This is a genomic window from Vibrio sp. L85 (assembly GCF_963871815.1).
In the GTDB taxonomy this organism is placed as follows: domain Bacteria; phylum Pseudomonadota; class Gammaproteobacteria; order Enterobacterales; family Vibrionaceae; genus Vibrio; species Vibrio harveyi.
This window is the reverse complement of record NZ_CAWMYL010000005.1, coordinates 41150-65353: the sequence shown is the minus strand read 5'-3', so window position 1 is coordinate 65353 and position 24204 is coordinate 41150. Positions and strand designations below refer to the sequence as shown.

General features: G+C 46.4%; 27 protein-coding genes. 10 read left to right on the top strand and 17 right to left on the bottom strand.

The annotated features are described in order from the left end of the window. Positions 1-106: 106 nt before the first annotated feature. From AACR11_RS00490 to AACR11_RS00465, 6 genes are all read right to left on the bottom strand, one after another. Positions 107-538 (bottom strand): VF530 family protein, encoded by a 432-nt coding sequence (locus AACR11_RS00490; protein WP_005436283.1) that lies wholly within the window; start codon positions 536-538, stop codon positions 107-109. 165 nt (positions 539-703) lie between these two features. Beyond that, positions 704-2308, bottom strand: coding sequence for an ABC-F family ATPase (locus tag AACR11_RS00485; protein WP_078609968.1), 1605 nt, complete (start codon positions 2306-2308; stop codon positions 704-706). A gap of 206 nt (positions 2309-2514) precedes the next feature. Further along, entirely contained in the window at positions 2515-2967 is a 453-nt protein-coding gene (locus AACR11_RS00480) for a hypothetical protein (RefSeq protein WP_029788289.1), read from the bottom strand. Positions 2968-2980: 13 nt separating this feature from the next. Beyond that, on the bottom strand, positions 2981-4654 hold the full coding sequence (locus AACR11_RS00475; protein ID WP_029788290.1) for an LruC domain-containing protein: 1674 nt from the start codon (positions 4652-4654) through the stop codon (positions 2981-2983). Between the two features lie 226 nt (positions 4655-4880). Then, entirely contained in the window at positions 4881-5300 is a 420-nt protein-coding gene (locus tag AACR11_RS00470; RefSeq protein WP_005436281.1) for a VOC family protein, read from the bottom strand. Positions 5301-5304: 4 nt separating this feature from the next. Further along, positions 5305-6105, bottom strand: coding sequence for a PhzF family phenazine biosynthesis protein (locus tag AACR11_RS00465; protein ID WP_029788291.1), 801 nt, complete (start codon positions 6103-6105; stop codon positions 5305-5307). Positions 6106-6451: 346 nt separating this feature from the next. Here AACR11_RS00465 and AACR11_RS00460 point away from each other — a divergent pair, with 346 nt between their 5' ends. The 8 genes from AACR11_RS00460 to cydX all read left to right on the top strand — a co-directional run bounded on the left by AACR11_RS00460 (position 6452) and on the right by cydX (position 12835). Beyond that, positions 6452-7408, top strand: a complete 957-nt coding sequence (locus AACR11_RS00460; RefSeq protein ID WP_029788292.1) for an MBL fold metallo-hydrolase — start codon at positions 6452-6454, stop codon at positions 7406-7408. Next, positions 7398-7712, top strand: a complete 315-nt coding sequence (locus AACR11_RS00455; RefSeq protein ID WP_005453102.1) for a hypothetical protein — start codon at positions 7398-7400, stop codon at positions 7710-7712. Before AACR11_RS00460 ends, AACR11_RS00455 begins: the two co-directional genes overlap by 11 nt. Continuing rightward, positions 7700-8566: a DUF692 domain-containing protein gene (locus tag AACR11_RS00450; protein WP_029788293.1), complete on the top strand. Its 867-nt coding sequence runs from the start codon at positions 7700-7702 to the stop codon at positions 8564-8566. The genes AACR11_RS00455 and AACR11_RS00450 overlap by 13 nt, the downstream gene beginning before the upstream one ends. Further along, a complete protein-coding gene (locus AACR11_RS00445) occupies positions 8559-9290 on the top strand; it encodes an HvfC/BufC family peptide modification chaperone (protein WP_029788294.1) in 732 nt (243 codons plus the stop codon). The genes AACR11_RS00450 and AACR11_RS00445 overlap by 8 nt, the downstream gene beginning before the upstream one ends. Beyond that, complete coding sequence (locus tag AACR11_RS00440) at positions 9287-9886, top strand: HvfX family Cu-binding RiPP maturation protein (RefSeq protein ID WP_009697956.1); 600 nt, start codon at positions 9287-9289, stop codon at positions 9884-9886. Before AACR11_RS00445 ends, AACR11_RS00440 begins: the two co-directional genes overlap by 4 nt. An 89-nt stretch (positions 9887-9975) precedes the next feature. Continuing rightward, positions 9976-11571, top strand: a complete 1596-nt coding sequence (locus tag AACR11_RS00435) for a cytochrome ubiquinol oxidase subunit I (protein ID WP_029788295.1) — start codon at positions 9976-9978, stop codon at positions 11569-11571. A 9-nt stretch (positions 11572-11580) separates the two neighbouring features. Continuing rightward, positions 11581-12717, top strand: a complete 1137-nt coding sequence (gene cydB, locus AACR11_RS00430; RefSeq protein WP_029788296.1) for a cytochrome d ubiquinol oxidase subunit II — start codon at positions 11581-11583, stop codon at positions 12715-12717. Positions 12718-12727: 10 nt separating this feature from the next. Beyond that, positions 12728-12835, top strand: a complete 108-nt coding sequence (gene cydX, locus AACR11_RS00425; RefSeq protein WP_005453120.1) for a cytochrome bd-I oxidase subunit CydX — start codon at positions 12728-12730, stop codon at positions 12833-12835. A gap of 75 nt (positions 12836-12910) precedes the next feature. On the opposite strand, the gene AACR11_RS00420 is transcribed toward cydX, so the two are convergent. The 6 genes from AACR11_RS00420 to AACR11_RS00395 all read right to left on the bottom strand — a co-directional run bounded on the left by AACR11_RS00420 (position 12911) and on the right by AACR11_RS00395 (position 16613). Beyond that, positions 12911-13405 carry a GNAT family N-acetyltransferase gene (locus AACR11_RS00420; RefSeq protein WP_009697959.1) on the bottom strand — a complete coding sequence of 165 codons (495 nt, stop codon included), beginning with the start codon at positions 13403-13405 and terminating at the stop codon, positions 12911-12913. 95 nt (positions 13406-13500) lie between these two features. Next, positions 13501-13968, bottom strand: a complete 468-nt coding sequence (locus AACR11_RS00415) for an Sbal_3080 family lipoprotein (protein WP_009697960.1) — start codon at positions 13966-13968, stop codon at positions 13501-13503. A 144-nt stretch (positions 13969-14112) separates the two neighbouring features. After that, positions 14113-14577: an NUDIX domain-containing protein gene (locus tag AACR11_RS00410; protein ID WP_029788297.1), complete on the bottom strand. Its 465-nt coding sequence runs from the start codon at positions 14575-14577 to the stop codon at positions 14113-14115. Positions 14578-14607: 30 nt separating this feature from the next. Beyond that, positions 14608-14937: a hypothetical protein gene (locus AACR11_RS00405; RefSeq protein ID WP_029788298.1), complete on the bottom strand. Its 330-nt coding sequence runs from the start codon at positions 14935-14937 to the stop codon at positions 14608-14610. A gap of 141 nt (positions 14938-15078) precedes the next feature. Beyond that, positions 15079-15627 (bottom strand): nuclear transport factor 2 family protein, encoded by a 549-nt coding sequence (locus tag AACR11_RS00400; RefSeq protein ID WP_029788299.1) that lies wholly within the window; start codon positions 15625-15627, stop codon positions 15079-15081. An 11-nt stretch (positions 15628-15638) separates the two neighbouring features. Continuing rightward, entirely contained in the window at positions 15639-16613 is a 975-nt protein-coding gene (locus AACR11_RS00395) for an alpha/beta hydrolase (RefSeq protein ID WP_029788300.1), read from the bottom strand. Between the two features lie 191 nt (positions 16614-16804). On the opposite strand from AACR11_RS00395, the gene AACR11_RS00390 reads away from it, so the two are divergent. Continuing rightward, positions 16805-17710: a helix-turn-helix transcriptional regulator gene (locus tag AACR11_RS00390; protein WP_029788301.1), complete on the top strand. Its 906-nt coding sequence runs from the start codon at positions 16805-16807 to the stop codon at positions 17708-17710. A 145-nt stretch (positions 17711-17855) separates the two neighbouring features. On the opposite strand, the gene AACR11_RS00385 is transcribed toward AACR11_RS00390, so the two are convergent. Together AACR11_RS00385 and AACR11_RS00380 are read right to left on the bottom strand one after the other, a co-directional pair. Continuing rightward, positions 17856-20279, bottom strand: coding sequence for a formate C-acetyltransferase/glycerol dehydratase family glycyl radical enzyme (locus AACR11_RS00385; RefSeq protein ID WP_029788303.1), 2424 nt, complete (start codon positions 20277-20279; stop codon positions 17856-17858). A 2-nt stretch (positions 20280-20281) separates the two neighbouring features. Beyond that, a complete protein-coding gene (locus tag AACR11_RS00380) occupies positions 20282-21223 on the bottom strand; it encodes a glycyl-radical enzyme activating protein (RefSeq protein WP_029788304.1) in 942 nt (313 codons plus the stop codon). Between the two features lie 256 nt (positions 21224-21479). On the opposite strand from AACR11_RS00380, the gene AACR11_RS00375 reads away from it, so the two are divergent. Continuing rightward, positions 21480-22154: a fructose-6-phosphate aldolase gene (locus AACR11_RS00375; RefSeq protein WP_027726626.1), complete on the top strand. Its 675-nt coding sequence runs from the start codon at positions 21480-21482 to the stop codon at positions 22152-22154. A 108-nt stretch (positions 22155-22262) separates the two neighbouring features. Here the strand turns inward: AACR11_RS00375 and AACR11_RS00370 are convergent, their stop codons facing one another. Genes AACR11_RS00370 through creD form a run of 3 tightly spaced genes read right to left on the bottom strand, consistent with a single transcriptional unit; the run spans position 22263 to position 24149 of the window. Then, the gene (locus tag AACR11_RS00370; protein ID WP_266099129.1) at positions 22263-22397 is read right to left on the bottom strand and encodes a hypothetical protein; all 135 of its coding nucleotides are present in this window, start codon (positions 22395-22397) and stop codon (positions 22263-22265) included. Next, complete coding sequence (locus AACR11_RS00365; RefSeq protein ID WP_079325454.1) at positions 22394-22822, bottom strand: ribosomal maturation YjgA family protein; 429 nt, start codon at positions 22820-22822, stop codon at positions 22394-22396. Before AACR11_RS00365 ends, AACR11_RS00370 begins: the two co-directional genes overlap by 4 nt. Then, complete coding sequence (gene creD / locus AACR11_RS00360) at positions 22809-24149, bottom strand: cell envelope integrity protein CreD (RefSeq protein ID WP_079325452.1); 1341 nt, start codon at positions 24147-24149, stop codon at positions 22809-22811. The genes AACR11_RS00365 and creD overlap by 14 nt, the downstream gene beginning before the upstream one ends. Positions 24150-24204 lie beyond the last annotated feature (55 nt).

Below are 24204 nucleotides of genomic sequence, written 5' to 3'. Positions count from 1 at the left end.
TAGCTGAAAAAAAGATAATAAAAAAGCCAAACTGGGTAGTTTGGCTTTTCATCAAAATCATCCTGCTCTTAGACATCGAGCCTACAAGAACAAGAAAACTGAAAGTTTATCGACGGCGGTTGTTAAAACGAGCACGATCTGAGCGTTGCTTAGCTGAACGCTCTTTGTGCGCAGACGCAGCCTTAGCTTGTGAAGCCAGAATCGATTCAACCGTCAGCTCCATTGGCTCACGCGGCTCCAATCCATGACGGAAGGTACGTGCGCGTGGTGGCAGGTTGTACTCGTATTCAGATGCCTTTGGCATGCGCTTGTAGCGGTATAGGTAGAAGTTCTCTACACGCTCACGAGCCCATTCTGTTTTCTTCAGGTATTTAACACTGCTTGCAATGCTTGGCTTGGTGTTGAAACAGTTCATACGCATTGCTGTGTCGAGGATTTCCCAACCGTAATGGTCAACAAGCTGCTGCAACATGTCTTCTAATTTAAGACCGTGCAGAGGATTGTTCTTCTGCAGTTCAATACGTTCTTCGTCGGTCATAAATTCATGGCTCATGAACGGCTCCTTAATTGTGGGTGGCGAGCATTGTACTCACCACCTTACCTCTATTAGGTTTAGATTAAATCACTATTGCGAATAATCTGTTGTATTCGTCGTCTCAAAGACGAACTTTACGTCCAATTATTCACGATGATCGGCGCTTGGTTACGCAGCGCTAAGCACCTTTTGTTGGTGTGCCATGTACTCTTCAAATGTACCTTGGAAACTCACCAACTGTTTGTCTTTTACATCAATGATTGAAGTCGCCAATGACGATACGAACTCACGGTCATGACTAACAAAGATCAAAGTGCCAGTGTAGTCTTTTAACGCGCTGTTTAACGCTTCAATCGCTTCCATATCCATGTGGTTGGTTGGCTCATCCATTACCAAAACGTTGATGTCTTGCATCATTAGCTTACCAAACAGCAGGCGGTTCTTCTCACCACCCGAGCAGTTTTTCGCTTTTTTGTTGGCATCATCAGCGGTAAACAACAAGCGACCTAGAATGCCACGGACCATTAGGTCATTGTGCTTCACGGTACGCCACTGAGAGATCCACTCAAAGATGGTCAGATCATTATCGAAGTCCGCGCTGCTGTCCTGTGGACAGTAACCAATCGAAGCGTTTTCAGACCACTTTACTACGCCCTGAGTTTGCTCTAACTCGTTCACTAGGCAACGCAGCAAGGTCGTTTTACCCACACCGTTTTCACCGATGATCGCAAGGCGAGTGCCCGCTTCAAGTAACAAGTTGCCTTTTTCAAACAACAACTCATCACCAAACGAGTGCCCAAGGTCTTGCAGTTCCAATGCTAAACGATGCAGTTTTTTGCCCTCACCGAAATCAATCGATGGGCTAACACGGCTACTTGCTTTCACTTCGTCGAGTTGGATTTTTTCCATCTTCTTAGCGCGAGAGCTGGCTTGTTTTGCTTTCGATGCATTCGCACCAAAACGGTTTACGAATTCTTGAAGTTCGTTGATTTCAGCGGTTTTTTTCGCGTTGGAAGCCAATAACTGCTCACGACGAAGACCAGATGCTTCAAGGAAGTATTCATAGTTGCCAGGGTAAATACGCAGTTCGCCATAATCGATATCTGCCATGTGCGTACACACAGAGTTTAAGAAGTGACGGTCGTGCGAGATAATGATCATCGTACACTTACGTTGATTCAACTCTTCCGCCAACCAGTTGATGGTGTGAATGTCCAAGTTGTTGGTTGGTTCGTCGAGCAGCAAAATATCTGGATTAGCAAACAGAGCTTGCGCCAAAAGTACACGCAGTTTCCAGCCCGGAGCAACTTGCTGCATCAAACCAAAATGCAGCTCTTCTTCAATACCCGCTTGAAGCAAAATATCGCCAGCACGGCTTTCTGCTGTGTAGCCGTCCATTTCTGCGAATTCGCTTTCAAGCTCAGCGACTTTCATGCCGTCTTCTTCGCTCATTTCAGGTAATGAATAGATGCGGTCACGTTCCTGCTTCACTTCCCAAAGCTTGCGATCGCCCATGATCACAGCATCAATCACGCTGTATTGCTCGAACGCAAACTGATCTTGGCTCAATACGCCCAGTTTCAGCCCCGGAGTAATGGAAACGTTGCCCGAGCTTGGCGCGAGTGCTCCGCTCAGGATTTTCATAAATGTCGACTTACCACAGCCGTTTGCGCCAATCAGACCATAACGGTTGCCGTTGCCAAACTTAGCAGAGATATTTTCGAACAGTGGCTCGGCACCAAATTGCATGGTGATATTGTTTGTACTAATGATAGCGGCGTCCTCGAAGGAAATTTCTTTTAAATAACAAGTTGTTAACTCACTTTCGAGATACGGTTAGAAAAGGGCATATTGAAAGTGGCCGCCATTCTATCTGATTCGCTCAATAGGTGATATAGATCACGCTAATGTTGCGAAGGATTTTTATCAAAAATAAAGCGTGGCTTTAACCACGCTTTGCTTATTAACAACATCTTGGATTAAAAATCGAGATGGTAATTGTTGTTGGATTGATTCAACGAAATCACCCAGTTCTTCTCAGATTCACCAGCATTCATTGGGACCCATTGCGCGTACAACTTGGTCCAATTGCCATTCACCTCTAACTCAACCTGATTGGTTCGGGTCGGATAAATAGTGGTGATGCGTGACATTGGGTCTGCAATCACATCGCCGTTTTCCGCCGTAAATGCCGCTTTAGTATAGAGGTGTAATGCACCATCAGCAGAGCCTTGGTAGTTCATGGACAGAGTAATCGTCTCACCAATATCAAAAGAAAAGTCGCGCTGCGCCACAATGTCTTGCGTATCATCAACCTCGTCAGCAACAGGTGTTGGTGCTGGCGTAGAAGAACCGCCACCGCCCCCGCCTCCACAAGCAGCGACTAAGGTTGAAGCAAACATGATGGTGAGAAGTTTTGTCGAAGTATTCATGTGATGCTCCTTGCTATTCCGTTGCTGAGATAACTTTGCCACTCGCTGGCGCGTTGTACCAACTGGTGTCCGTTTCGCCACTGCTGGTTACCCAAGTTGGGAATCCTGTGTAGGCATGGCTGATGTCTGTGTTCTCGGTTGGGTGATCCCATTCATCACGAATGTTGATTGCCCAAGGCATGTTGTTGCTGGTTAGGAAGTATTCCGAGCCGCCTGTGTCATCATCATGCAGGTTGAACAATGCGTTATTCATGTCCCCAGTGCCTGAGAATGTCTTAAAGTGCGTTTGCCATGTCATACCCGGGAAGGTCGCAACAAAGTCCCCGTGGTACGTACCTTCTGCCGCAAAGATGAATGAGTCATATGGCGGGTAACCGATTTGATCTCGTGCGACTGGCATGGTTAGTTCGACGACCATCTGGTAGCTGAGAATATCGGTCGCTTGCTGATTCAAACAATTGCTCTGAGTACGGTAATAAGTACAACCTGAAGTCAGAACACCAAGCGCATCCAGTTCAGCTCTTAAATCCTCCGATACCACCAACACGGTTTCGCTGCCAGATTGAAGCACCGTATGTTCCACTGCTTGACCATTTTTGGTCACCGTTACCGATGCCACGTTGGACGAATCCACATTAGGCAGCTTCACGGCAAAACCATTAGAATAACCCGCCCCCATTGCTTGTAGGGTGTAATCGACAGTAATGGTCTTCAATTCACGTTGGCCATTCAAAAGTTCGGTCACACGATAGCGCCACACCACATCGTTAAAGTCGTAGTCACCCATTAACGGCCAGCGATCTTCGAATGCCATCGTCGCATACGTATCAGAACTTGGGTAAACCGACGTCACAGTCACCTCTGGGTTGTTCTCTTGGACCAACACTTCGTATTTCGAATCGGTAGTGCCATCGGTGTTCACACCATCTACCGCCGAGAAAGGTGAAATATCCACGGTAAAAATCAAATCGTTGAAATCGTTATCGCCACTCGGACGGCGAATGTCTTCAAAACCAAGTACCAAAAATTCATTCTCGGTATCCAAGAACGCAACGTTATGGCGGCGGTAATTAGCGGTCGTCTCTGGATTCAAACTGGATAAGCTGTAAAAAGGTGTGTTCCAAGGGCCAAGGTAAGGAATGTTGTTATAGGTACTGACATACCAACCATTCGGGATGACGAAAAACGCAAGCGTCTGACCGGCGGTTAACTGCACATCGAGATCGATAGTGTCACCTTCCTGCATGTCACCATCTGGCGCTTTCGAAGCATTTGGGAAGATCACCATGTGCGTTTCGATATCGTCTTTGCTAGTTGGTGGATTGTTAGTGTCGTAGACAAAATAGCCTAGCGAATTTCGATAGCCAGCCCCCTCATTAAGAAACGTCACTGAGGCCGTCGCGTACTCAGCGCCATCAAGCTCGTCATCGATATCAATATTTGAATAGCGTTCCGGTGCAATAAACGCACTGTTAACGTAAGTCCCTTCAGGAAGCATCGAGTACACATTCGTCAGCGTATCCTGAGGTAAGGTTTCCGCAATAGAAGTGGTCTCTAATGGTTTTCCTTTGATGGTGTAGTTTGCATTGTCGCTGCCTGATTCGAACGATAAATCACTGGTAGTGAGTGCGTATCCGGACATCGATACGCAACAACTGGTTAGCGCAATAAGTTTCCCTGCTTTCATATTATTCCCCTCATCAACTGAATCGTTGGTCGTAGAGGGTTAACGCAAATATGATGCCGAAAACACCTTATTTAAAAACAACAAGTTATATCGACTGAAATGCCATTATCAATTTGAGAATTAAGCTGATAAGCAAAGTGAAGCACATTGGGAAGAAACGGAAGGGGCAAATGCCCAAAACAAAAAAGCGTCCCGAAAGACGCTGTTAATATCAATTAGTATGAATCTATGAACGCGAAGCCATTGGGTGGCTTGGACTCATCTCTAGTAAGTCCCACAGGTTGCCATAGAGATCTTCAAATACAGCGACTGTGCCGTAGTCCTGCTCCGTTGGCGGGCGAACAAACTGAATGCCCAGCTCTACCATTCGGTTGTAGTCGCGCCAGAAGTCATCGGTGTTCAAGAATAGGAATACCCGTCCACCAGTTTGATTACCGATGAAGTCATGCTGCTCTGGCTTAGACGCTTTGGCTAGCAATAATGTCACACCATTAGAACCCGGTGGAGAAACCACAACCCAGCGCTTATCTTGCTCTGGTTGGTACGTATCTTCCACCAGCTCAAACTTCAGCTTATTCACATAAAAGTCTATCGCTTCATCGTAATCTTTTACGACCAAAGCAATATGGATAATGGATTGTTTCATCGCGTTATACCTTTAGTTTTCCGCTGATTACCGTCTTTGCGGAGCCAATCAGTTTAATGCGTCCGTTCTCTAACAGTTCGGTTTGTAAATGTCCACCGCGGGCTGAGGCTTGATAAGCGCGGAACTGATTTTGACCGAGTTTTTGCGACCAAAACTGAGTCAGTGCGCAGTGGGCTGAGCCTGTGACAGGATCTTCATTCACACCCACCCAGGGGGCGAAGTAGCGCGAGATAAAGTCGAGATCCGGAGAATTCGATTGAGCAGTTACCACCACGCCACGCCCTTGAATGTTCTTTAATGCGTCAAAGTTAGGCTCGAGTTCCAACACGGTTTTTTCATTGTCGACTTCAATAAAGCCTTTGCTGTCAAATTGAGCATAAGAAACCACCTGCTCCGCTTTCAATCCAAGTCCTGCTAGCAATGCGATGTCTTGTTCAACATCCATTTCAAACTGAGTAGCAGGAAAATCGAGCTCAATCGTCGACTGGTTTACTTTTGCATGTAACTCACCTGAGAGGGTTTGAAAGGCAATGGTATCGCCAACCTTTGCTAATCCTTGTTCTTTTAAGATTTGCGCTGTAGCTAATGTGCCATGACCGCATAGCGCCACTTCTACCTTAGGTGTGAACCAGCGCAATCGCATGTCTTTCAAACAGAGAAAAGCGGTTTCTGATACCGCCATTTCTTCAGCGATAGAGAACATCAATGCTTCTGGTAAAGGTTCTTGTGAAAGGCAAACTCCGGCAGGGTTTCCTTTAAAAGGTTCAGTGGTGAAAGAGTCCACTTGGTAGATATCGAGATCCATGATGCGCTTCCTAACATTGCGATTTTGGCAAGGTGCCAAACAGCTTATCGGTTTCATGGTAAAGCGACAATGCATGCCCTGATTGTTCTTGCAAAACACAAATAAAAGGCACCTTTCACGGTGCCTTTTTACATTCTGATGCTTGTTCAGCTCAAACTAATAACGTTCAATTTACCTGAACGAAACTTTAAAATTACTAGATATAATTAACCATTCATATTGGATATCTTATTCCCGTGCTTTGACGGACATCAAAAACAAATCGTTTTTCCTGCCTCTTCAACACTTCTTTGGATGCTCACCCAAAGGAAATAAATAAGAAAAATCAAACTCATAGGTATTTGATATGAAACAGCCTTTAAAAGCGTTAGTGCTGGCTCTGGGGTTATCTCTCGGAGCCGCCAACAGTTACGCACTCTCTCTCGAACCGCTAGACAAAGATTTTACTTTGCAACTTCTTGGTTCTGGCGGACCAATCTCTGATGACCTTCGTGCCTCGTCTGGTGAACTGGTTTGGTGGAAAGGAAAATCACGCGTGATGATCGATGCCGGTGGTGGTGTCTATCTGCGTTTTGGGCAGGCGGGCGGCAAACTGGAAGACTTAGATTTCCTTGGTTTAAGTCACTTTCACACCGACCACGTTGCCGACGTTCCAGCCCTGCTAAAAGGGGGGTACTTCTTTGATCGTGAAGATCCTCTCGATATCGCGGGTCCAGAAGCGGGCTCTGCATTTCCTAGCTTGACTGGTTACATGGAAGCGCTTTTCGACGGTGATGAAGGCGCGTACGCATATTTGAACGGTTTGTTTGATGGCAGCGATGGCTTGTTCCCTGTCACCATTACCGATGTGCCATACAAAACTTCCCAAGGCACCAAGGTGTACGAGCAAGATGGGTTAACCATTTACGCACTGGGTATCCCACACGGCGACGTTCCTTGTCTCGCTTTTCGAATCGAAAGTGCCGAAGGCGTGATGGTGATTTCCGCCGACCAAAACGGCAGTAACCCTGACTTCATCGACTTTGCTAAAGGTGCCGACATTTTATTGATGCCATTAGCCATTCATGAAGAAGCCGACGAAGTTTCGTCATTTATGCACGCTAAGCCATCAGTTGTCGGCAAGATCGCCGCAGAAGTGAATCCAAAACTCTTGGTGCTTAACCACTGGATGGGCTTAGGTCTAAAACTTAAACCAGCTTCCATCAAGATCGTTAAAGAGTACTACCACGGTCAAGTTATTGCTGGTCACGATTTATCTAGCTACCCAATGAGCGCAGCGAAGGAGATGTCTCATGAACAATAAACTTGCTCTATCTATCGCGATGACATCTGTCATTACTTTGAACTCAGGCATGGCGTTTGCCGATGCACCCACAGAAGCTCCCGTAGAGGCTCAATCCAGCTCTCAACATGGCGGTAAGTGTGCGGCTGGTAAATGTGGTACAGAGAAACGCTTTGAGAAACAAGAACTAAAGAACGATCCACAAGGTCGCTTGGTACGCGCTCGTGACGGCAAATGTGGCGTGACTGGCGAAGGTATTAACCCTTCAGAAGAAACCATCAAACTCACCAAAAGCAAAGTAACAGGTGGCGTATGCGGACAATAACCGATACATCAAAAGGGATTGGGCTGCGCAGCGAACACGTTGATTTGCTGTGTCAGTTGCCCGAGCACCCAGATATCGATTTCCTCGAATTAGCGCCGGAAAACTGGATGAATATTGGCGGCTTAAAACGTGAACAGCTGCAAGACATTGCGAAATATTATCCGCTTGTCGCTCATGGCTTGAGCTTATCGATTGGTGATTGCCAACCGTTAAACGAGTCTTTTGTACGAGACGTCGCACGCTTTCTCGATGAATTTAATATCGACATCTATAGCGAACATCTGAGTTTCTCTAGAGACAATCAGGGCTATTTGTATGAACTGCTTCCGATCCCTCGACATAAAGAGAACATTCCGTATTTGGTCGAACGCATTCAACGCGTGCAAGACATTATTCACCGTCCATTGGCGTTAGAGAATATCTCTTACTACCACGATTACGGACATGAAATGCCAGAGGGCGAGTTTATCGCTGAAGTGAGTGACCGCAGTGGATGTGAGCTGCTTATCGACATCAACAATGTGTTCGTCAACAGCCGAAATCATCATTTCTGCCCTTACGACATGCTGAGTACTTTACCAAGCGACGCGATTCGTTATTACCACATTGCGGGTCACTTGAAAGAGCGTGATGACTTCTTGCTCGATACCCATGGTAAACCAGTGCCTGATGAAGTGATTGATCTGGCTCGTTACACCTACTCGGTGCATGGCAGCAAGCCTTTGCTTCTTGAGCGCGACCACAATGTGCCGTCGCTGCTTGTTCTGGCCGAAGAGCTTCGCAGCATTCATGGTGAGATCTTGGATTTCAGCCAAACACTCGAAGTGTTGTGTAAGGAGGTGCTCAATGCTTAATCCTCCGAACAAAATGCGCGCGCAAACTGAGTCCCTAACGGCTCTGATTCGCACACCTATGAATCAGCATGCGCTGTGTCGATATAGCGAATTTATCCGCGACAACATCTTGGGTGTCGTTGCGAATACGTTCCCTCTATTTTCTTCGCAGTTCGCTGATGAACAACTTGAGCGCATGGTGGATGACTTTGTGGTGATGCATGGCGCATCCGAGCCTGAGTTTCATCATATTGCCACCGAGTTTGTTCAGTTTTTGCAGCAGAAAGCGCATCAAGATTCCAGCTCCATCTCTGCCGATCAGAAGGCGTTATTGGAATATGAATGGGTGGCGTTCAATGTAGAAATTGACACCTTAGTCGCGGCATTCAATTCACCCTCGAATCCGATATTCGAAGAGAATCAAGTGCTGCAACTCAACCCAACATTAAAGCTGGTCGAAGTGCCTTTCTTGCTGCATCAAGACTCCGTGACTTTCCTAACTGACAGGCGTCACCCTGTGTTTTATGGCGTGTTTCGGAACTCACAACATCATGTGATATCGCAAAAGCTCAGAGAAGTGGATGTCGCATTGATTCAGCTATTACAACAGCAACCAAACCTGACTCTGGCGCAACTACAACAAATGATTGCTCAGCAACTCGCCAGATTCAGTTTCATGGAGTGGGCTCAACACTTCAGTGAACTAGGACTCGTCAGCGTCCGCCCTTCAGGAGAAAAATTATGATTAAGTCAGCCCTCAATTGGTTCGACGGTCTCGTCGAGAAATGCAAAAGATACGATTACTTAGCGTTGCTTGCGATTCGTCTCTACCTCATTCCGGTCATTTTCGTTGGCGCTCGCTCTAAGGTGCTGGGCTTCTCTGGCACCGTCGCGTGGTTTGGCGCGTCCACCGCAGATGGTGGTTTGAACTTACCATTTCCCGAGTTGTTAGCGTTTCTTGCCGCAGGTACGGAAGTGCTTGGCTGTATTTGTATCGCTTTGGGTTTGTTTACCCGAGTGATGTCGATTCCGATGATTTTCTTGATGAGTGTTGCGAGCGCGATGGTGCACTGGAAACACGGTTGGGATGCCATCGCCACCAGCGGCATGGAAGCAACGGTGCGTTTGAACGGCTTTATTGAATGGTTAGCGACCAACTTCCCAGGTCGATACAACTACATCACCGAATTGGGCGACCCAGTAATGCTCAACAACGGTATGGAGTTCGCAGCCACCTACTTTGTGATGTTGCTGGTGCTGTTCTTCTACGGCGGTGGTCGCTATGTAAGCTTGGATTACTGGTTGAGAAAACCTTTCTCTCGCATACCAGCAAAGGCGTAATTCAAGTGCACCCAAGCTTTAACGCTTAATTAAACAGACTAATAATAACCTTATCTAACCCGCTACTCTGGTAGCGGGAAGGAGTCCTTATGTTTGCAGATGTCGTTGATCTGTCGCGGTTTCAGTTCGCTAGTACCGCACTCTATCACTTTATATTCGTCCCACTGACCATAGGTTTGTCTTTCTTGCTGGCCGTTATGGAGTCTTTGTACGTCATGACGGGGAAAACCATCTACAAGGACATGACCAAGTTCTGGGGTAAGTTATTCGGGATTAACTTCGCCGTGGGCGTGGCGACCGGTCTTACCATGGAGTTTCAATTTGGTACCAACTGGGCGTATTACTCTCACTATGTGGGCGATATTTTCGGGGCGCCACTTGCCATCGAAGCCTTGATTGCCTTCTTCCTCGAATCCACCTTAGTCGGCATGTTCTTCTTCGGTTGGGATCGATTGTCAAAACGCCAACACTTGTCGGTCACTTGGCTGACAGCGCTAGGTTCTAACTTCTCTGGGTTGTGGATTTTGATGGCGAATGGCTGGATGCAAAACCCAGTCGGCGCAGAATTCAATTACCAAACCATGCGAATGGAGATGATCAACTTTGCTGATGTGGTGTTTAACCCCGTCACGCAAGTGAAGTTTGTTCATACCGTGGCTGCCGGTTACACCACAGGTGCTTTGTTTGTAATGGGCATCAGTGCTTACTACTTACTCAAAGGCAGAGATATCTCTTTCGCTCGCCGTTCGTTTGCGGTGGCATCTGCATTTGGCATGGCTGCAATTGTGTCGACATTGATGCTGGGTGATGAATCGGGTTACGAGCTTGGTGACGTGCAACAGGTAAAACTCGCGGCAATTGAGTCCGAATGGCACACCGAAGAAGCACCCGCCTCGTTCACGCTATTTGGCTTACCAAACCAAGAAACCATGGAAACCGACTACGCCATTAAAATTCCATATCTAATGGGGATCATCGCGACTCGCTCGCTGGATGAGCCAGTGATGGGCTTACGCGATCTGATGGCGCAGAACGAAGATCGTATCCGCGATGGTATCCAAGCTTACGGCATGCTAGAGGAACTTCGCGCAGGTAACGACAGCCCTGAAAACATCGCTCAATTCGATGAGATGAAGAAAGATCTCGGCTACGGTCTGCTATTGAAGAAATACACCGAGAACGTCACCGATGCGACTGAAAGCCAAATCAAGCAAGCGGCGCAAGACACGATTCCTCAAGTGGCACCACTATTCTGGAGCTTCCGAATCATGGTGGCGTGTGGGGTATTAATGTTCGCGATTATCGGTTTGTCTTTCGTCCAAGTCTGCCGCAGAAAATTGGGTTCGAGCCCTTGGTTATTGAGAGCGGCACTATGGGCGATTCCATTGCCTTTCATTGCTTGTGAAGCGGGTTGGTTCGTTGCCGAATACGGACGTCAACCATGGGCAATTGGTGAGGTACTTCCGGTCAATATGGCGGTATCTAACCTCGCACCAAGTGACATTTGGATTTCGCTCGGCTTTGTTTATGTACTCTACACAGCGTTCTTGATTGTAGAAATGTTCTTGATGGTGAAGTTTGCCAAACGTGGACCAAGCGTGCTTAAAACGGGTCGCTATCACCACGAAGAAAACAACAAAAAAGACAAACAATCCGACACATTCAAACTGATTGATCAGCACTAAGGAGGCACTATGTTTGATTACGAAAACCTACGCCTATTTACTTGGGCGATCGTTGGTGTGCTGTTGATTGGTTTTACCATCACCGACGGATTCGATATGGGGGTAGCCGCGCTGCTCCCTGTTATGGGGAAAAAGAACCTAGAGCGCCGCGTAATGCTTAACGCTATCGCGCCGCACTGGGACGGCAACCAAGTTTGGCTGATTACCGCTGGCGGTGCCATCTTCGCGATATGGCCCTTGGTATACGCCGCAGCGTTCTCCGGATTCTATATTGCCATGCTGTTGGTGCTCGCATCCCTTTGGTTGCGTCCTATTGGTATGGATTACCGAGCTAAAATCGATAATCCGCAATGGCGCAATGTGTGTGATGTCGCCTTGTTCATCAGCGGTGTTATTCCACCAATTATCTTTGGGGTTGGCTTCGGTAATTTGTTGGTTGGCGTACCGTTCGAGTTAAACAACTTGCTGATGCTCGATTATCAAGGTGGGTTCTTTGACTTGCTCACTCCATTCCCAATTCTGTGTGGCTTGGTGAGTTTGACCATGGTGGTGACGCAAGGTGCTGCTTTCCTTCAAATGAAGACAAAACATGATCTACGTGCACGAGCACAAAACATCACGTTGTGGGGTGCGGGTGCAACCATGATGTTATTTATGTTCGGTGGTTTGTTTGCGGCATCGCAATCCGGTTACATCATCATCGGCGCGATGCTAAAAGATGGCATTTCAAACCCACTCAACAAACAAGTGGTGAGTATTGCTGGTGATTTATTGCATAACTTCAGCGAAATGCCACAACTTTGGCTGATTCCCTTCACTGCGGTAACCAGCTTACTCGTGTGCTTTTGGGCAACCGTCTCTCGTCGTGCTGGGGTGGCGTTTACTATGTCGAGCATTGCGATTGCTTGCATCATCTTAACGGCAGGCGTCACCTTGTTTCCGATGATCATGCCGTCAAGCATCAACCCATCGCACAGCTTAACGTTATGGGATGCCACATCGAGTGAGAAAACGCTTGGCATTATCTCTATCGTTGCCATCATCGTTGTGCCTGTGATTCTGGGCTACACCGCATGGTGTTACTACAAAATGTTCGGACGTTTGGATAACAACTACATCCGCAGCAACAGTTCATCACTCTATTAAGGAGGCATGTATGTGGTACATGTGTTGGGTACTTGGCGTGTTACTCGCCTGCGCCTTTGGCGTCATTAATGGTTTATGGCTAGAGAACGCAGGACGCTTTGAAGAGGATGAGTTCTAATTTCTCACTTCATAATGGAACATTCTCAATAACAAACGCCCTCATTCACGAGGGCGTTTGTTCATCTCAATGAATTTACTCTGCCGACAATCGATAGCGGCGCACTTCGTATTGGTCTTGTTCTGAATAAAATGTATTGAGAAACTCGCCACCCGCCTTTTCGATCACGCGCCTTGATGCGGTATTGTTCACATCACAAGTAACGATAGCGCTGTCTTCTATAACCTCGGCTTTCACCCAATTCAACATGAATGTGGCGATGCCTTTGCCTTGAGCATCTGGCGCGGTTTCGTAACCAATATGCCCTATCACATTTTCAAGATAGTCGTTATTACCATCACGAACCCGAATCGAACCAAGTATCACCCCTTCCTCTATACAGAAGTATGTCGAAGACGGCGTCCAACCTTCCGGCAAGCCTTCGCCTTTCGCGTATCCAATTCGTTTTTTCAGCAACGCTTCACTGTCGCTTTGGGCGATGATGTACATTTCCATTCCCGCCAGAGCACACTTTTCAACATACTGCTCAAACGCTTCAAAATGGCTGAGATTGGCTTTAACTATTTCCATATAGCACCATCTTTTCAGGCTTAAATATCACAAAAAATAAAGCTCAAAAGAAGGACATTACTTTTGAGCTTTCATTATGTTCTTAAGCTGTGTATTTAGATTTCACCAGATTTGATTTTCTGTTGAGCATCGCTAATTGTCTGCTCTCCAAATAAGATCTTAATCATCGACTCGATACGCTTGGTATCTGTACCAAATTTGTCCAAATTACCATTGTTTGGCGCTTTAAATTCAACTTGACCAACTTTCTGGTCATTTTTATAAGCGTTAATCTTTGCATCCGCAATAAAGGTTCTAAAGTCCCAACTCCAGCGAGACACATAGGTTAGCGTCAGTTCATCTGCCTTAGGTGCAGTGCCATCACTGACCACTGTACATTTACGCGCAGTGTCTAAGCACCATTCTTGCAAAGAATCTAAGAACACTGCTCTTGTCGCATTATCTTTTACGATGGTGATTTCTTTGCTTTGATTCGACTGCGCAATCGGCTCAGCCGTATATTTAGGTGCGGAACAACCTGCTAATACAACAGGAAGAGCTAGAACTAGAGCTTTTTTAAACATATTTTTTCTCTGCTTATAAATAACAACCAATGACGCCAAATGAATAATCAGCATCGAATGTTGGATACTGACAGTTTTCATTCAATGCCTCAATAATCTTTCTCACAAAATCAACAGGATAAATACATTCTAGTTCGATGATTATTACGAAACTAATGGCTCGATGTTTTCTGCAAATAAGCACTCAAGAGGATAAGGCAAAGCAAGTGTCGGCATATCTGATCTCGAGAACCAAGCCAGCTCGATCGTCTCCTCATCTAAGTCTTCTGCAAACTGTCCTGTTTGTTGACACTTAAACATGATCACTGTGTATTCAACTTGGTCTCCGTTTGGATAAGCAAAACCAAATCCCTCTCCACCGAAAACACCGAGCACACGTTCAACTTCAACCGCGAGTCCGGTTTCTTCTCTTACTTCTCGAATCACAGCTTGCGAAGGTGACTCACCTGGTTCAATCATGCCTGCTGGTAAGCTCCAACTGCCATCAGATTTCTTTTGCAACAGAAGTTGGTTGTTTTGATTGAGGATCACCACAGCAACACCTGGGATCATTAATACTTGATTACCAACTTTGCTGCGTAGCTCTTTTAGGTAGTGACTGGCACTCATTTATCTTCCTTGAACTTAGTGTTTAGTTTCTCACCAGACATTCATTTTGAAATACAACAAGAAACAGCTGATAAAGATCAAGCCACACCATGAAAAAAAGCTTATCGCCTTCTGTTCAGTCGTTGCTTCCTCAGGATCTGGGTGCAAAATGCCATAAAGGCAGGCAATGGGGATCAACTCGTAAGTTTTGCCAATGTATTGATGCCCCATTTCGAGAAATGGTGGAATGTACAAATACACCACAGCGTAAGTAATAAAATAAAGTATGCCGAGGAGCCGGTTCAAGCCAATGACTTGCCCTTCTCGATAAAACCAAATTAACGCCGCTACCCCTGCAAGTATTGCGATGAGTAAAAACATCCGTTCTTCTACCCTTCTTTTTAATTTTCTCCCACCCTATTTAAACCACTCAATTAATCAATCAGTTATGCAACTAAACACGATACAGCTCAAATAGAAAAAGGCACCAATTGGTGCCTTTGTGACGCTCTGACGCGCTTATTAGTACGTCACTTTCAGTGCTTCGCGCGCTTTCAGGTTCTGCGCCGCATGCTTAGGCGCTTCTGCCAAGACATCTCGGTTGCCTTGCTCTGCTTTTCGATTCAGTTTCACTGAGGTGATTTGCCAGTTATCACCTGCTCGTTGCAAACCAAACTCGTATTCACCCGAAACCGCCCAGAAACCTTCTGCACCGAGCCAATGACTTGCGATGAAATCCACTATCGCACTCGCCTTATCGCCATCAATAGAGACGCGTAGATTGCTCAAGTCATGGAATGTCGCATCAAACCCAGGCAGGAATCCCGCCCACTGCTGCATTAAATCTTGGCGTTTAACTTGTTGAGCTTCACCGCCAAACAGCGAAGTGTAATCCACCGTTAATTCTGGAGCGAACAGTCGACCTAAGTATTCAAATGCGCCTTGGTCTGCCAAAGCCGAGAAGCTGTTAATGTTGCTACGAATTTTCGCTTCGTCCAAGGACATGGTTTGAGCATTCACATTCATGGCAATCACTCCGATAAACATAAACCACAGTTGTTTAAGCTTCATCACGTGATTCCTTATAGGTTCGCTTCGAAGTGATCTACAACTTCATCGACAGCCAGTTTTACCGCTTCTGGTTGGTCATAGAAATCGAATTGATTGATGTCGTATAACCATACTGCGTTAACGTTGCTACCAGCATTCTCGATGTAACGATGCGCACCAGCAGGCAGAGCCATGGCTTCAGATGCCACCATTAGCACTGGTTTATCTTGTGTTGCTGCGCTTGCTTGAGCGTCGTAGTTCAACCAACCAGTCCATGATGCAACGTTGTATTGGTTGTCATATTCAGGAATCAAACCACGGTCAGTCTCTGTGTAGTAAGGCGCTTGGAACATCAACGCGTTTTCATTGGTTGTGCTTGCCGCTTCGATGTAAACCGGAGTCGCTGAATGTGCTGCCTCTTCCGCAGCTGCGAGTAAGTTTTTCGCGCTTTCTTCGCCACCATAAATTTCAGTCGCCATCGCTTTATCGTGCAGCCAAGGAGCAACCACTGCCACTGCTTTTACTTTGTCATTACCGGCAACCGAATCTAGCATGTAGCCCGCCGATGCACAGATACCCAAACCACCGATGCGTGATGCATCAACGCCATCGAGTTGACTCACCGCTTCAATCACCGCGCGAATGTCTGCGGTTTTACGTGCAGGATCTTCTAAGTACATCACATGGTCTTTGCTTTCACCCCAACCACGGAAATCAAACGTCAATGCAGCGTAACCTCGCTCTGCCAATGCTTGAGCATAAACCGCCGGCATCTGCTCTTTCACCGTTGTCCACGCACCCGTCACGATAACAACTGGGGCATTCTTTGCACCTTTTGGTAAGTACAGGTTTGCAGCTAGTTGACCAACTTGAGTATTGAGTTCGATGTGTTTCATGGTGGTGTCCTCTAAAGCTAGGTTAGTGTTATTGTCATTTGCAGAAACTGAGTGAGCTAAGGTGGTAAACGGCAAACTACCTAATAGTAGTAAAAGCGATTTCTTAAACATGGCATCCTCTCTGTCTTATGTTTTGCCTATGCTGTCCGGCTAACTTGGGTATAGATTAGCGCTGCACCGCGAGAGAAGATTGAACATTCCTGCCCAAGTTTTTGTACTTTATTGCCCCCTCAATGAGTTGACGAAATGTGCAAAACTCGGCTAATTTCAGCTAGCAAGTGGAAGAGAACAAAGGAAAGAAAATGAAGTCCGAGCTAAAGTTTTATGACTCTGAATCTAATGCGCTATCAAGCTGTGGCGACGTGCTGGATATTGAGTTTTCAAACCATGGATTAGATTGGTCGGGCGTATTGGTAGAAAAAGGCACGTCCCCTTATTTCTATCCGAAGAATGTCCACACCCCATACTTCTACTTTGCATTGGCACTAGAAAAAGATTTGAATTGGAGTGTTGAAAAAGATGGCACGTTCGCCGATCTAAAAACCAGCCCGGGCAACATTTGGATTAACCCACCGAAAACCCCGTTTACCCATGACGTGGCAGAGCCTTGTTATTTCGTGATTTTAGCGATTGAAGAACAAGAGTTTTTCTCACACTGCCCGCTTAATTTAGAGGGAATTGAGCTGCAATTTTTGAACAACTACAACGTGTTGGATGAGACCATCAAAGGCATCATTGAGCTGTTTATGTTGGAAGCAAAAGCCAAAGGGCGAAATGGCAAAATCTACCTCAATAACTTGGTTTCACTGCTGGCAACCCACTATATCCAAAACTACTCCAACTACTTTGACCTTAAGAACAACCAGCTTGCTGCCTCTAAGTTAGACCAACACCAAGTCGATAAGATTGACCAATACATCGAAGAAAACATCGGCGACAACATCGCGGTCGATGACCTCGCAGACTTGCTCAGTTGCAGTAAGTTTTACTTTTTGAGGGAATTCAAAAAGCTTATCGGCGTAACACCTTATCAGTACCTGATGAACAAGCGCTTGGAGCAAGCACGAGTGGCACTCTCTTCTGGTTCAGTCAATATCGCTTCAACGGCGCACGAGCTTGGCTTTAATGACCAATCCCACTTTACTCGTGCCTTCAAAAACCATTTCGGCATGACGCCGGGACAATTCGTCAAACAACAAGAAAGCTAATCTTAAGACTGGTTAGCTTTCTTCCACTGTAAAGGGTGTAGTAGATCTTGCGGTAAAATGCGCCACAAGTATATGGGTAAATAAACTCAGACCAAACCGCAAAAAGGCACCAATCGGTGCCTTTTGTTTTACTTAGTCAGTGTACTTACAGTTCGTGCTCAGTACGTGCGATGATGTCATCTTGCGCATCTGGTGATAGCGCGGTGAAGAAGGCTGAGTAGCCTGCAACTCGCACAACAAGATCACGATATTGTTCAGGGTTCTTCTTCGCAGCTAGCAAGGTCTCACGAGAGACGATGTTATATTGCACGTGCCAACCTTTGTGGTGGTTGAAGAAGGTACGAATCAACATAGAAAGCTTGAGCTTATCCCCTTCAGACTCAACCGCCGCCGGGCTTAACTTCTGGTTAAGCAGCACGCCACCAAGGATCTTATTCGCTTGGATCTTACCGACCGAGTTGTATACCGCTGTTGGACCTAAACGGTCTGAGCCAGATGACGGGCTTGCACCTTCTGCCAATGGCGTTTTCGCTTTACGACCGTCCGGCGTTGCCATGGTTGAAGCGCCGAATGGGACGTTTGCCGAGATACTTGATGTACCTGCGTAGTAACCGCCGCCAATTGGACCACGCCCATGACGCGTATTAACGAACTGTTCTAGCTCATCAATGTACACTTGGTAAGCGTCTGCCAGTAGTTGGTCTACTGCGTCATCATCGTTACCGTATTTTGGTGCAAAGTTGATAAGACGTTGGCGAAGCTGTTCGTTCTCCATGCCGTCGAAATCTTCTGCCAATGCTTTTGCCAACTCTGGTTGGGTGATTTGCGCGTCATCGAAAACAAGGTGCTTGATGGCAGCTAGGCTGTTACCCAAGTTTGCGATACCGACTTGCAAACCAGATACCCAATCGTATTTCGCGCCGCCTTCTTTCACGGTTTTACCGCGAGCCAAACAGTCATCCACTAGCGTTGAACAGAAGATGTCTTGTGCCTGCTGTTCAAGCACGCTGTCCACTACCGTATCAATCTCAATCGATTTACGGGTGTAGTAGCGGATTTGCTCTGCCCAAGAAGCTGTCACTTGCTCAAAGTTCTCAAAGTTACCTTTTGCTAATGACTTATCGTGTGGCAAGAAAGCTTTACCCGTTGTTGCATCCACACCTTCGTTCAATGAAGCTAGCAAGATACGAGCGAAGTTAATGAAGCTCATGCCCGTACAACGGTAACCCCATTTGCCCGGAACTGCGGTCTCGATACAGCCGATAGATGCGTAGTTGTAAGCGTCTTCTTTCTCTACACCAAGCTTGATGAATTCAGGAATAACAATCTCATCGTTGTTGAACGCTGGCATACCGAAGCCGCATTTAATCACTTCAATACAGCCCATTAAGAACTCTTGGTTTAAACCTTCATGGTAACGCACACTCAAGTTAGGTTGCGTCGAACGTAACTGACCACAAGATTCCAGAATCGCCCAAGAAAGTGGATTCACTGCATCTTCAGGCTCACCCTTTTCATTCAACTTCTGACCGCCGATACACACGTTTTGATACAGCGGAGAACCTGCCGATGCTTTTGAGTGTGCACCAGAGCGAATCTTGTTTACTTCAAGCAACTTCAACCAGCAGCTTTGTAAAAGCTCTAGTGCAAAGTCTTTTTCAATCGCGCCGTTTTCGATATCGCGAACATAAAATTCGTTTAGGAATTGGTCCATACGACCGAAAGAAACCGAGTGACCATTCGATTCGATTTGTAGCATCAACTGAACAAAGTAGCTCAATTGCAGTGCTTGCCAGAAGTTTTCTGGTGCGTGGCTTGCTACATGACGACAGTTTGCAGCAATGCTTTCTAATTCAGCTTTGCGTAGGGGGCGCGTCTCTTCTAGCGCCATTTTTGCCGCCAATTCAGCATAGCTCAGCATGTGATCTTGAATCGCAAGCAGCACGATTTCGACTGATTTGTAGAACTGCTCTTTCTTCAAGCCTTCAAAGGTCGAAACATCATTGTTAGCACGGTGCTGACGAACATCCTCTAGCAAACCGTTCATGCCTAGCTTCAAGATTTTCTCGTTATCCACCGCAAGGTGCGCGTCACCCGAAGTCATGTTGCCTTCGGCTTTAATGATGGTGCTGGCTAAAATTTCTTGCTGCTCATCAGTAAACAAACCATAACAACGGTCTTGAACAGTTTTACCGCGCCAATACGGTGTGATGCTGTGGATGCTTTGCTTATCTTCTTCAGTGACCGCAAAGCCTGCACCAGGACGGTCGGCTAGCTCATCAATTTCCGCTTCAATCCAACGCACTGTGTATTCTGGGAAAATAGGCGCAGCCCGTACTTTGCTCGCTTGGTTACCGACGATTAGCTCATCGTGTTTAATCCAAATAGTACGAGTGCGTAAGTGCTCTTGCAGTGCTAGCGCACGTTGAACAATCACAGGTTTGTCTTCGTTTGCTTGATAAGCACGAGTGTATGCCTCTGCGCGCTCGGTACAGACAGGTGGCGTTACGATATTTACCAGTGCCGATTTGTGCGCTTTGATACGCTCAGGAAGGTAATTCAGGTCCATAGTTAACCTCTTACAATCACGTTAAGTTGGGTGTTTTCGCTTGCGTATTGCATGGCGCTTTCTAGCAGTTCTGGTTTGTTTAGTGGCTTGTCAGAACACTCGTAAGGCATATCGAGCAAACGGTATTTATTGATGCCGAGCGTGTGGTACGGCAGCAAGTGAAGTTCTTGGCAGCTTTCTAGTGAAGCCGCAAAATCGATGATGTCTTTCAACTCTTCGATGGTGTCATTGAACCCCGGCACAACGGGAACGCGAATCACAATGCGTTTCGCGATAGGTGCCAGTTTTCGGAAATTGTCTTTGATGCGTTTTAGTGAACCTTTCGCCCAGCTAAGAAACTTTTCTTCGTCGGTGTGTTTTAAATCCGCCAACCAGCAATCAATATGCGGCGCGGCTTTTTCGACGTTCTTCCACGGCACATGCATACACGATTCAATCGCAGTCGAGACTTGGTTGTCATGCAGACGCTGTGCGAGTTCTGCCACCAAATCCGCTTGCATGAGAGGCTCACCACCGGAGAAGGTCACGCCACCTTGGCTTTGGTCGTAGAAAGGTTTGTCTTTCATTAAGGTGTCGAACAGCATGTCTGATTTCGCTTCTTCACCGCAGACGGTCAGTGCTTGCGTAGGACATACGTTTCGCAGCGCGATCAGTTGGTCTTCTTTGATGGCTTTGCGATTAATGATGATCTGGTTGTCGATACGTTGAATACCATCGCTCACCGTTTCACTACCCGCCGTGGTTTGAGTTGTAGCTTGATAAGCAGAAACGCACAGCTGGCAATCTTCCATGCAGCTTCGCTGATCAAAAAGCAGTGAATGCTTTTCGCTGCGGCTTTCTGGGTTTTGACACCAAGGGCAAGACAAGCTGCATCCTTTAAGAAAAAGAATGGAACGAATGCCATCGCCATCATGGGTAGAGAATCGTTGGATATTGAAATACATCTCTGCTTGCCTCTTGGTCTGTGCTACCGCTGTGTACCTAATTCGTTTCTTTTGCTCGTTGAGTCTTATGAACAGCTTTTCTGTTTTCTAACTGAAAGCTTCATTTGAGCCTTTACAAGTTTCACTTAACTTTCATTTAATGAAATTATTATAGTTTCAAATGAAATTTCAATTGATCAAAATCAAGATCTCGTTCGATTGTCAGATCTATAGTGATCCCATCATCAAAACGAAGATTTTGTTTAAGGTAGAAACCATGATTGAACTTTATTTAGATACTGCTGATGTGGCAGAAGTAAAACGCTTTAACCAGTGCCTACCGCTAAAAGGCGTGACGACAAACCCAAGCATTTTGGCGAAATCAAAACAGGGACTGAATGAAACCCTAGCAGGCATGCAAGAAGCACTTGGCGGTACACCTCGCTTTCACGCTCAAGTCGTGAGTTCAACCGTCGAAGGCATGGTGGCAGAAGCACGCCAACTGAATGAATTGCCTTACGATATGGTGGTAAAAGTGCCAGCCACAGAAACCGGCTTGGCAGCAATTAAGCTAATGAAAAAAGAGGGAATTCAGGTTCTTGCTACTGCTATCTATTCAGCTCAACAAGGTTTCCTAGCGGCACTGTGCGGTGCAGACTACCTAGCACCTTACGTAAACCGCATTGATGCGATGAACGGCAACGGTGTTGAAGTGGTCGCGGATCTTCAATTGTTGCTCGATCAAAACCAACTACCAGCGAAGATTTTGGCAGCCAGCTTCAAGAACACTCAACAAGCGATGGAAGTGATGAAACTGGGCATCGAAGCCATTACATTGCCAACCGATGTGGCGGCACAAATGTTCGCACATCCAGCAGTAAAACCGGCGGTTGAGCAGTTCGATAAAGACTGGAAAGAGACGTTCGGCGAGAAACTTTCATTTGAAAGCTAATTAAAAGTAAGAACTCAATATCTTAGTCAATAATAAGGGAATCTTAACTCACCCTGTGCGCCGGTGAGTTAAGATTCCCTTTTTGTATTTCATATAAAGAGGCGAGGTTTACAGCAGTTCTCTATTGGTCAGTGACCAAAGGTACACGCGTTTGAGTAAACTGATTTTGAGCCTCTTACGAATACCTCGTTTGGAATGGCGGAGTCGGTTTGGTAGCACAATGGCTCTCATCTCGGTTTTCATTTCTTTTCCATCCACCAACACAGTAGACCTCCGATGCAGTAAGCCAGCAGATCTTTCCAATCAAATGTGGCGCCCCAAATTACAGCCAAAGGCGATGAAGATTCGATACCAAGCCAAGCTGCGACCTGAAGCAATTGCCCCAACTCTACGGCAAACGCAATCAACACCACCAATGAAACCAGCCAGTTAACGGGCATAGAGAACATACTTGCAAGAAAGTAGTAGAGCCAAACCACAACGAGAACATCACCAAATGTCGGACGAATAAAGCTGTCTCGAACATAGAGTGCGATAACGACCAATGCGATAAAACACACCAAGCTTTTGAGTCCATTTGTTGCAGAAAATCGCAGGTGGATAGCGGACGTTTCTTCCACCATATTGCTTGGCTGCCCAGTGAGAATTGCTCGTTTAAACATCTTCATGATTCGCCTTTGCGCTTTCTTCCGCTTTCTTATTTCGTGCGTACCAGTCGATGTTGCGTGTAATGACCATAGTGAAGCTCAAAATCGCGAAACACAGCAATGTCCCCATAACCAATGCGTAGCTTTCTGCTTGTAGCAAGCCAAACAGTAATCCGTAGAGAGTGAGCAAACACGCTCCGAATATCGCGCCGTGCTTGGTGTTGCTCAACATACCGCTCACGTACACACTTAAAAGCCCCGCCGATGCGACTGCTGACACCACATACGCCCAGTTAAAGCCCAGATGTTCACTCATCGAAATCAGCAACAGATAGAAAAGTGCTAAAGCCAGACCAATAAAGCCGTATTGCACTGGGTGCACCGGACACGCTTGGAGCAGCTCCAGTAAGAAGAAACTCGCAAATACTAATGTGATAACCAACAGTGAATAGTTAACGGCTCGGTGAGACTTCAAATAGTGGTCCACGGGGTCAATCAAATCTACGCCCATTTGTCGCTGTTCAAGCTCGTGACAAGCGTGATTCGATGACAAACAGCTTTGGAACAGCTGCGCGATATTGGTTGAGAAGTTGTTGCTCGCCCATTGCGCGTTAAATCCATCTTCAGATACTTCTGATGACACCGGTAAGTAATCACCAATAAAGCTCGGATGTGCCCAAGTTGAAGAGAGTTCAACCGTTGTTTGACTGCCGATTGGTGTGACTTGAAGCTGACCCATCCCTTGCAGCAAGAAGTTAAGATCGAAAGCCAAAGGTTGTGCTGGGTTTAGGTCTGCAAGTGTCAGATCACTATGGAAGCCTTGTGGTAACTGATTTAACCCCGTTCCCGGTGCGACTTCGATATCAGAGCTCACCATGGTCATGTCATCCAAACGAATCAATCCACGGCTGTCTTCAATGCCAACCACTAGGCTCATGTTTTCAATATCAAGCCCCTGCAACGCCGCGAGATCGTCTGCATCAAAAGTGCCTTTCAGTGCCACTTGTGCTTTGTATAAACGCGCGCGGTAAATACCTCGGTACTTTTCAAAACTGTCCAGGTTCGCGCTCATATCAAAAGTGCTAGGTAGGAGGAATTTACGATGCTCTTTAATCTGTACTTTGTCATCTCGGTAACTGGTTTCGGTGTAGTTAACCATGATGAATGGACCAATGATGCGCTGTTCGCCGCTGCTGCTGCGTGCGATGTCGTTTCTGACTTCATCTTGGCGATATGAGCGTTCTGAGATCAGCCCTGTGACCATTGAAAGCGGGATTTGCAGTAAGACAAACAAAAACAGCACGAAGGCGAACTTCGTGCCGAGTTGGTTATTGAGGATCTTTTTCATGTTTCATTCTCCATTTGCTGATGGGAGTAATCTAAATCAGCAATTTGGAGAACGA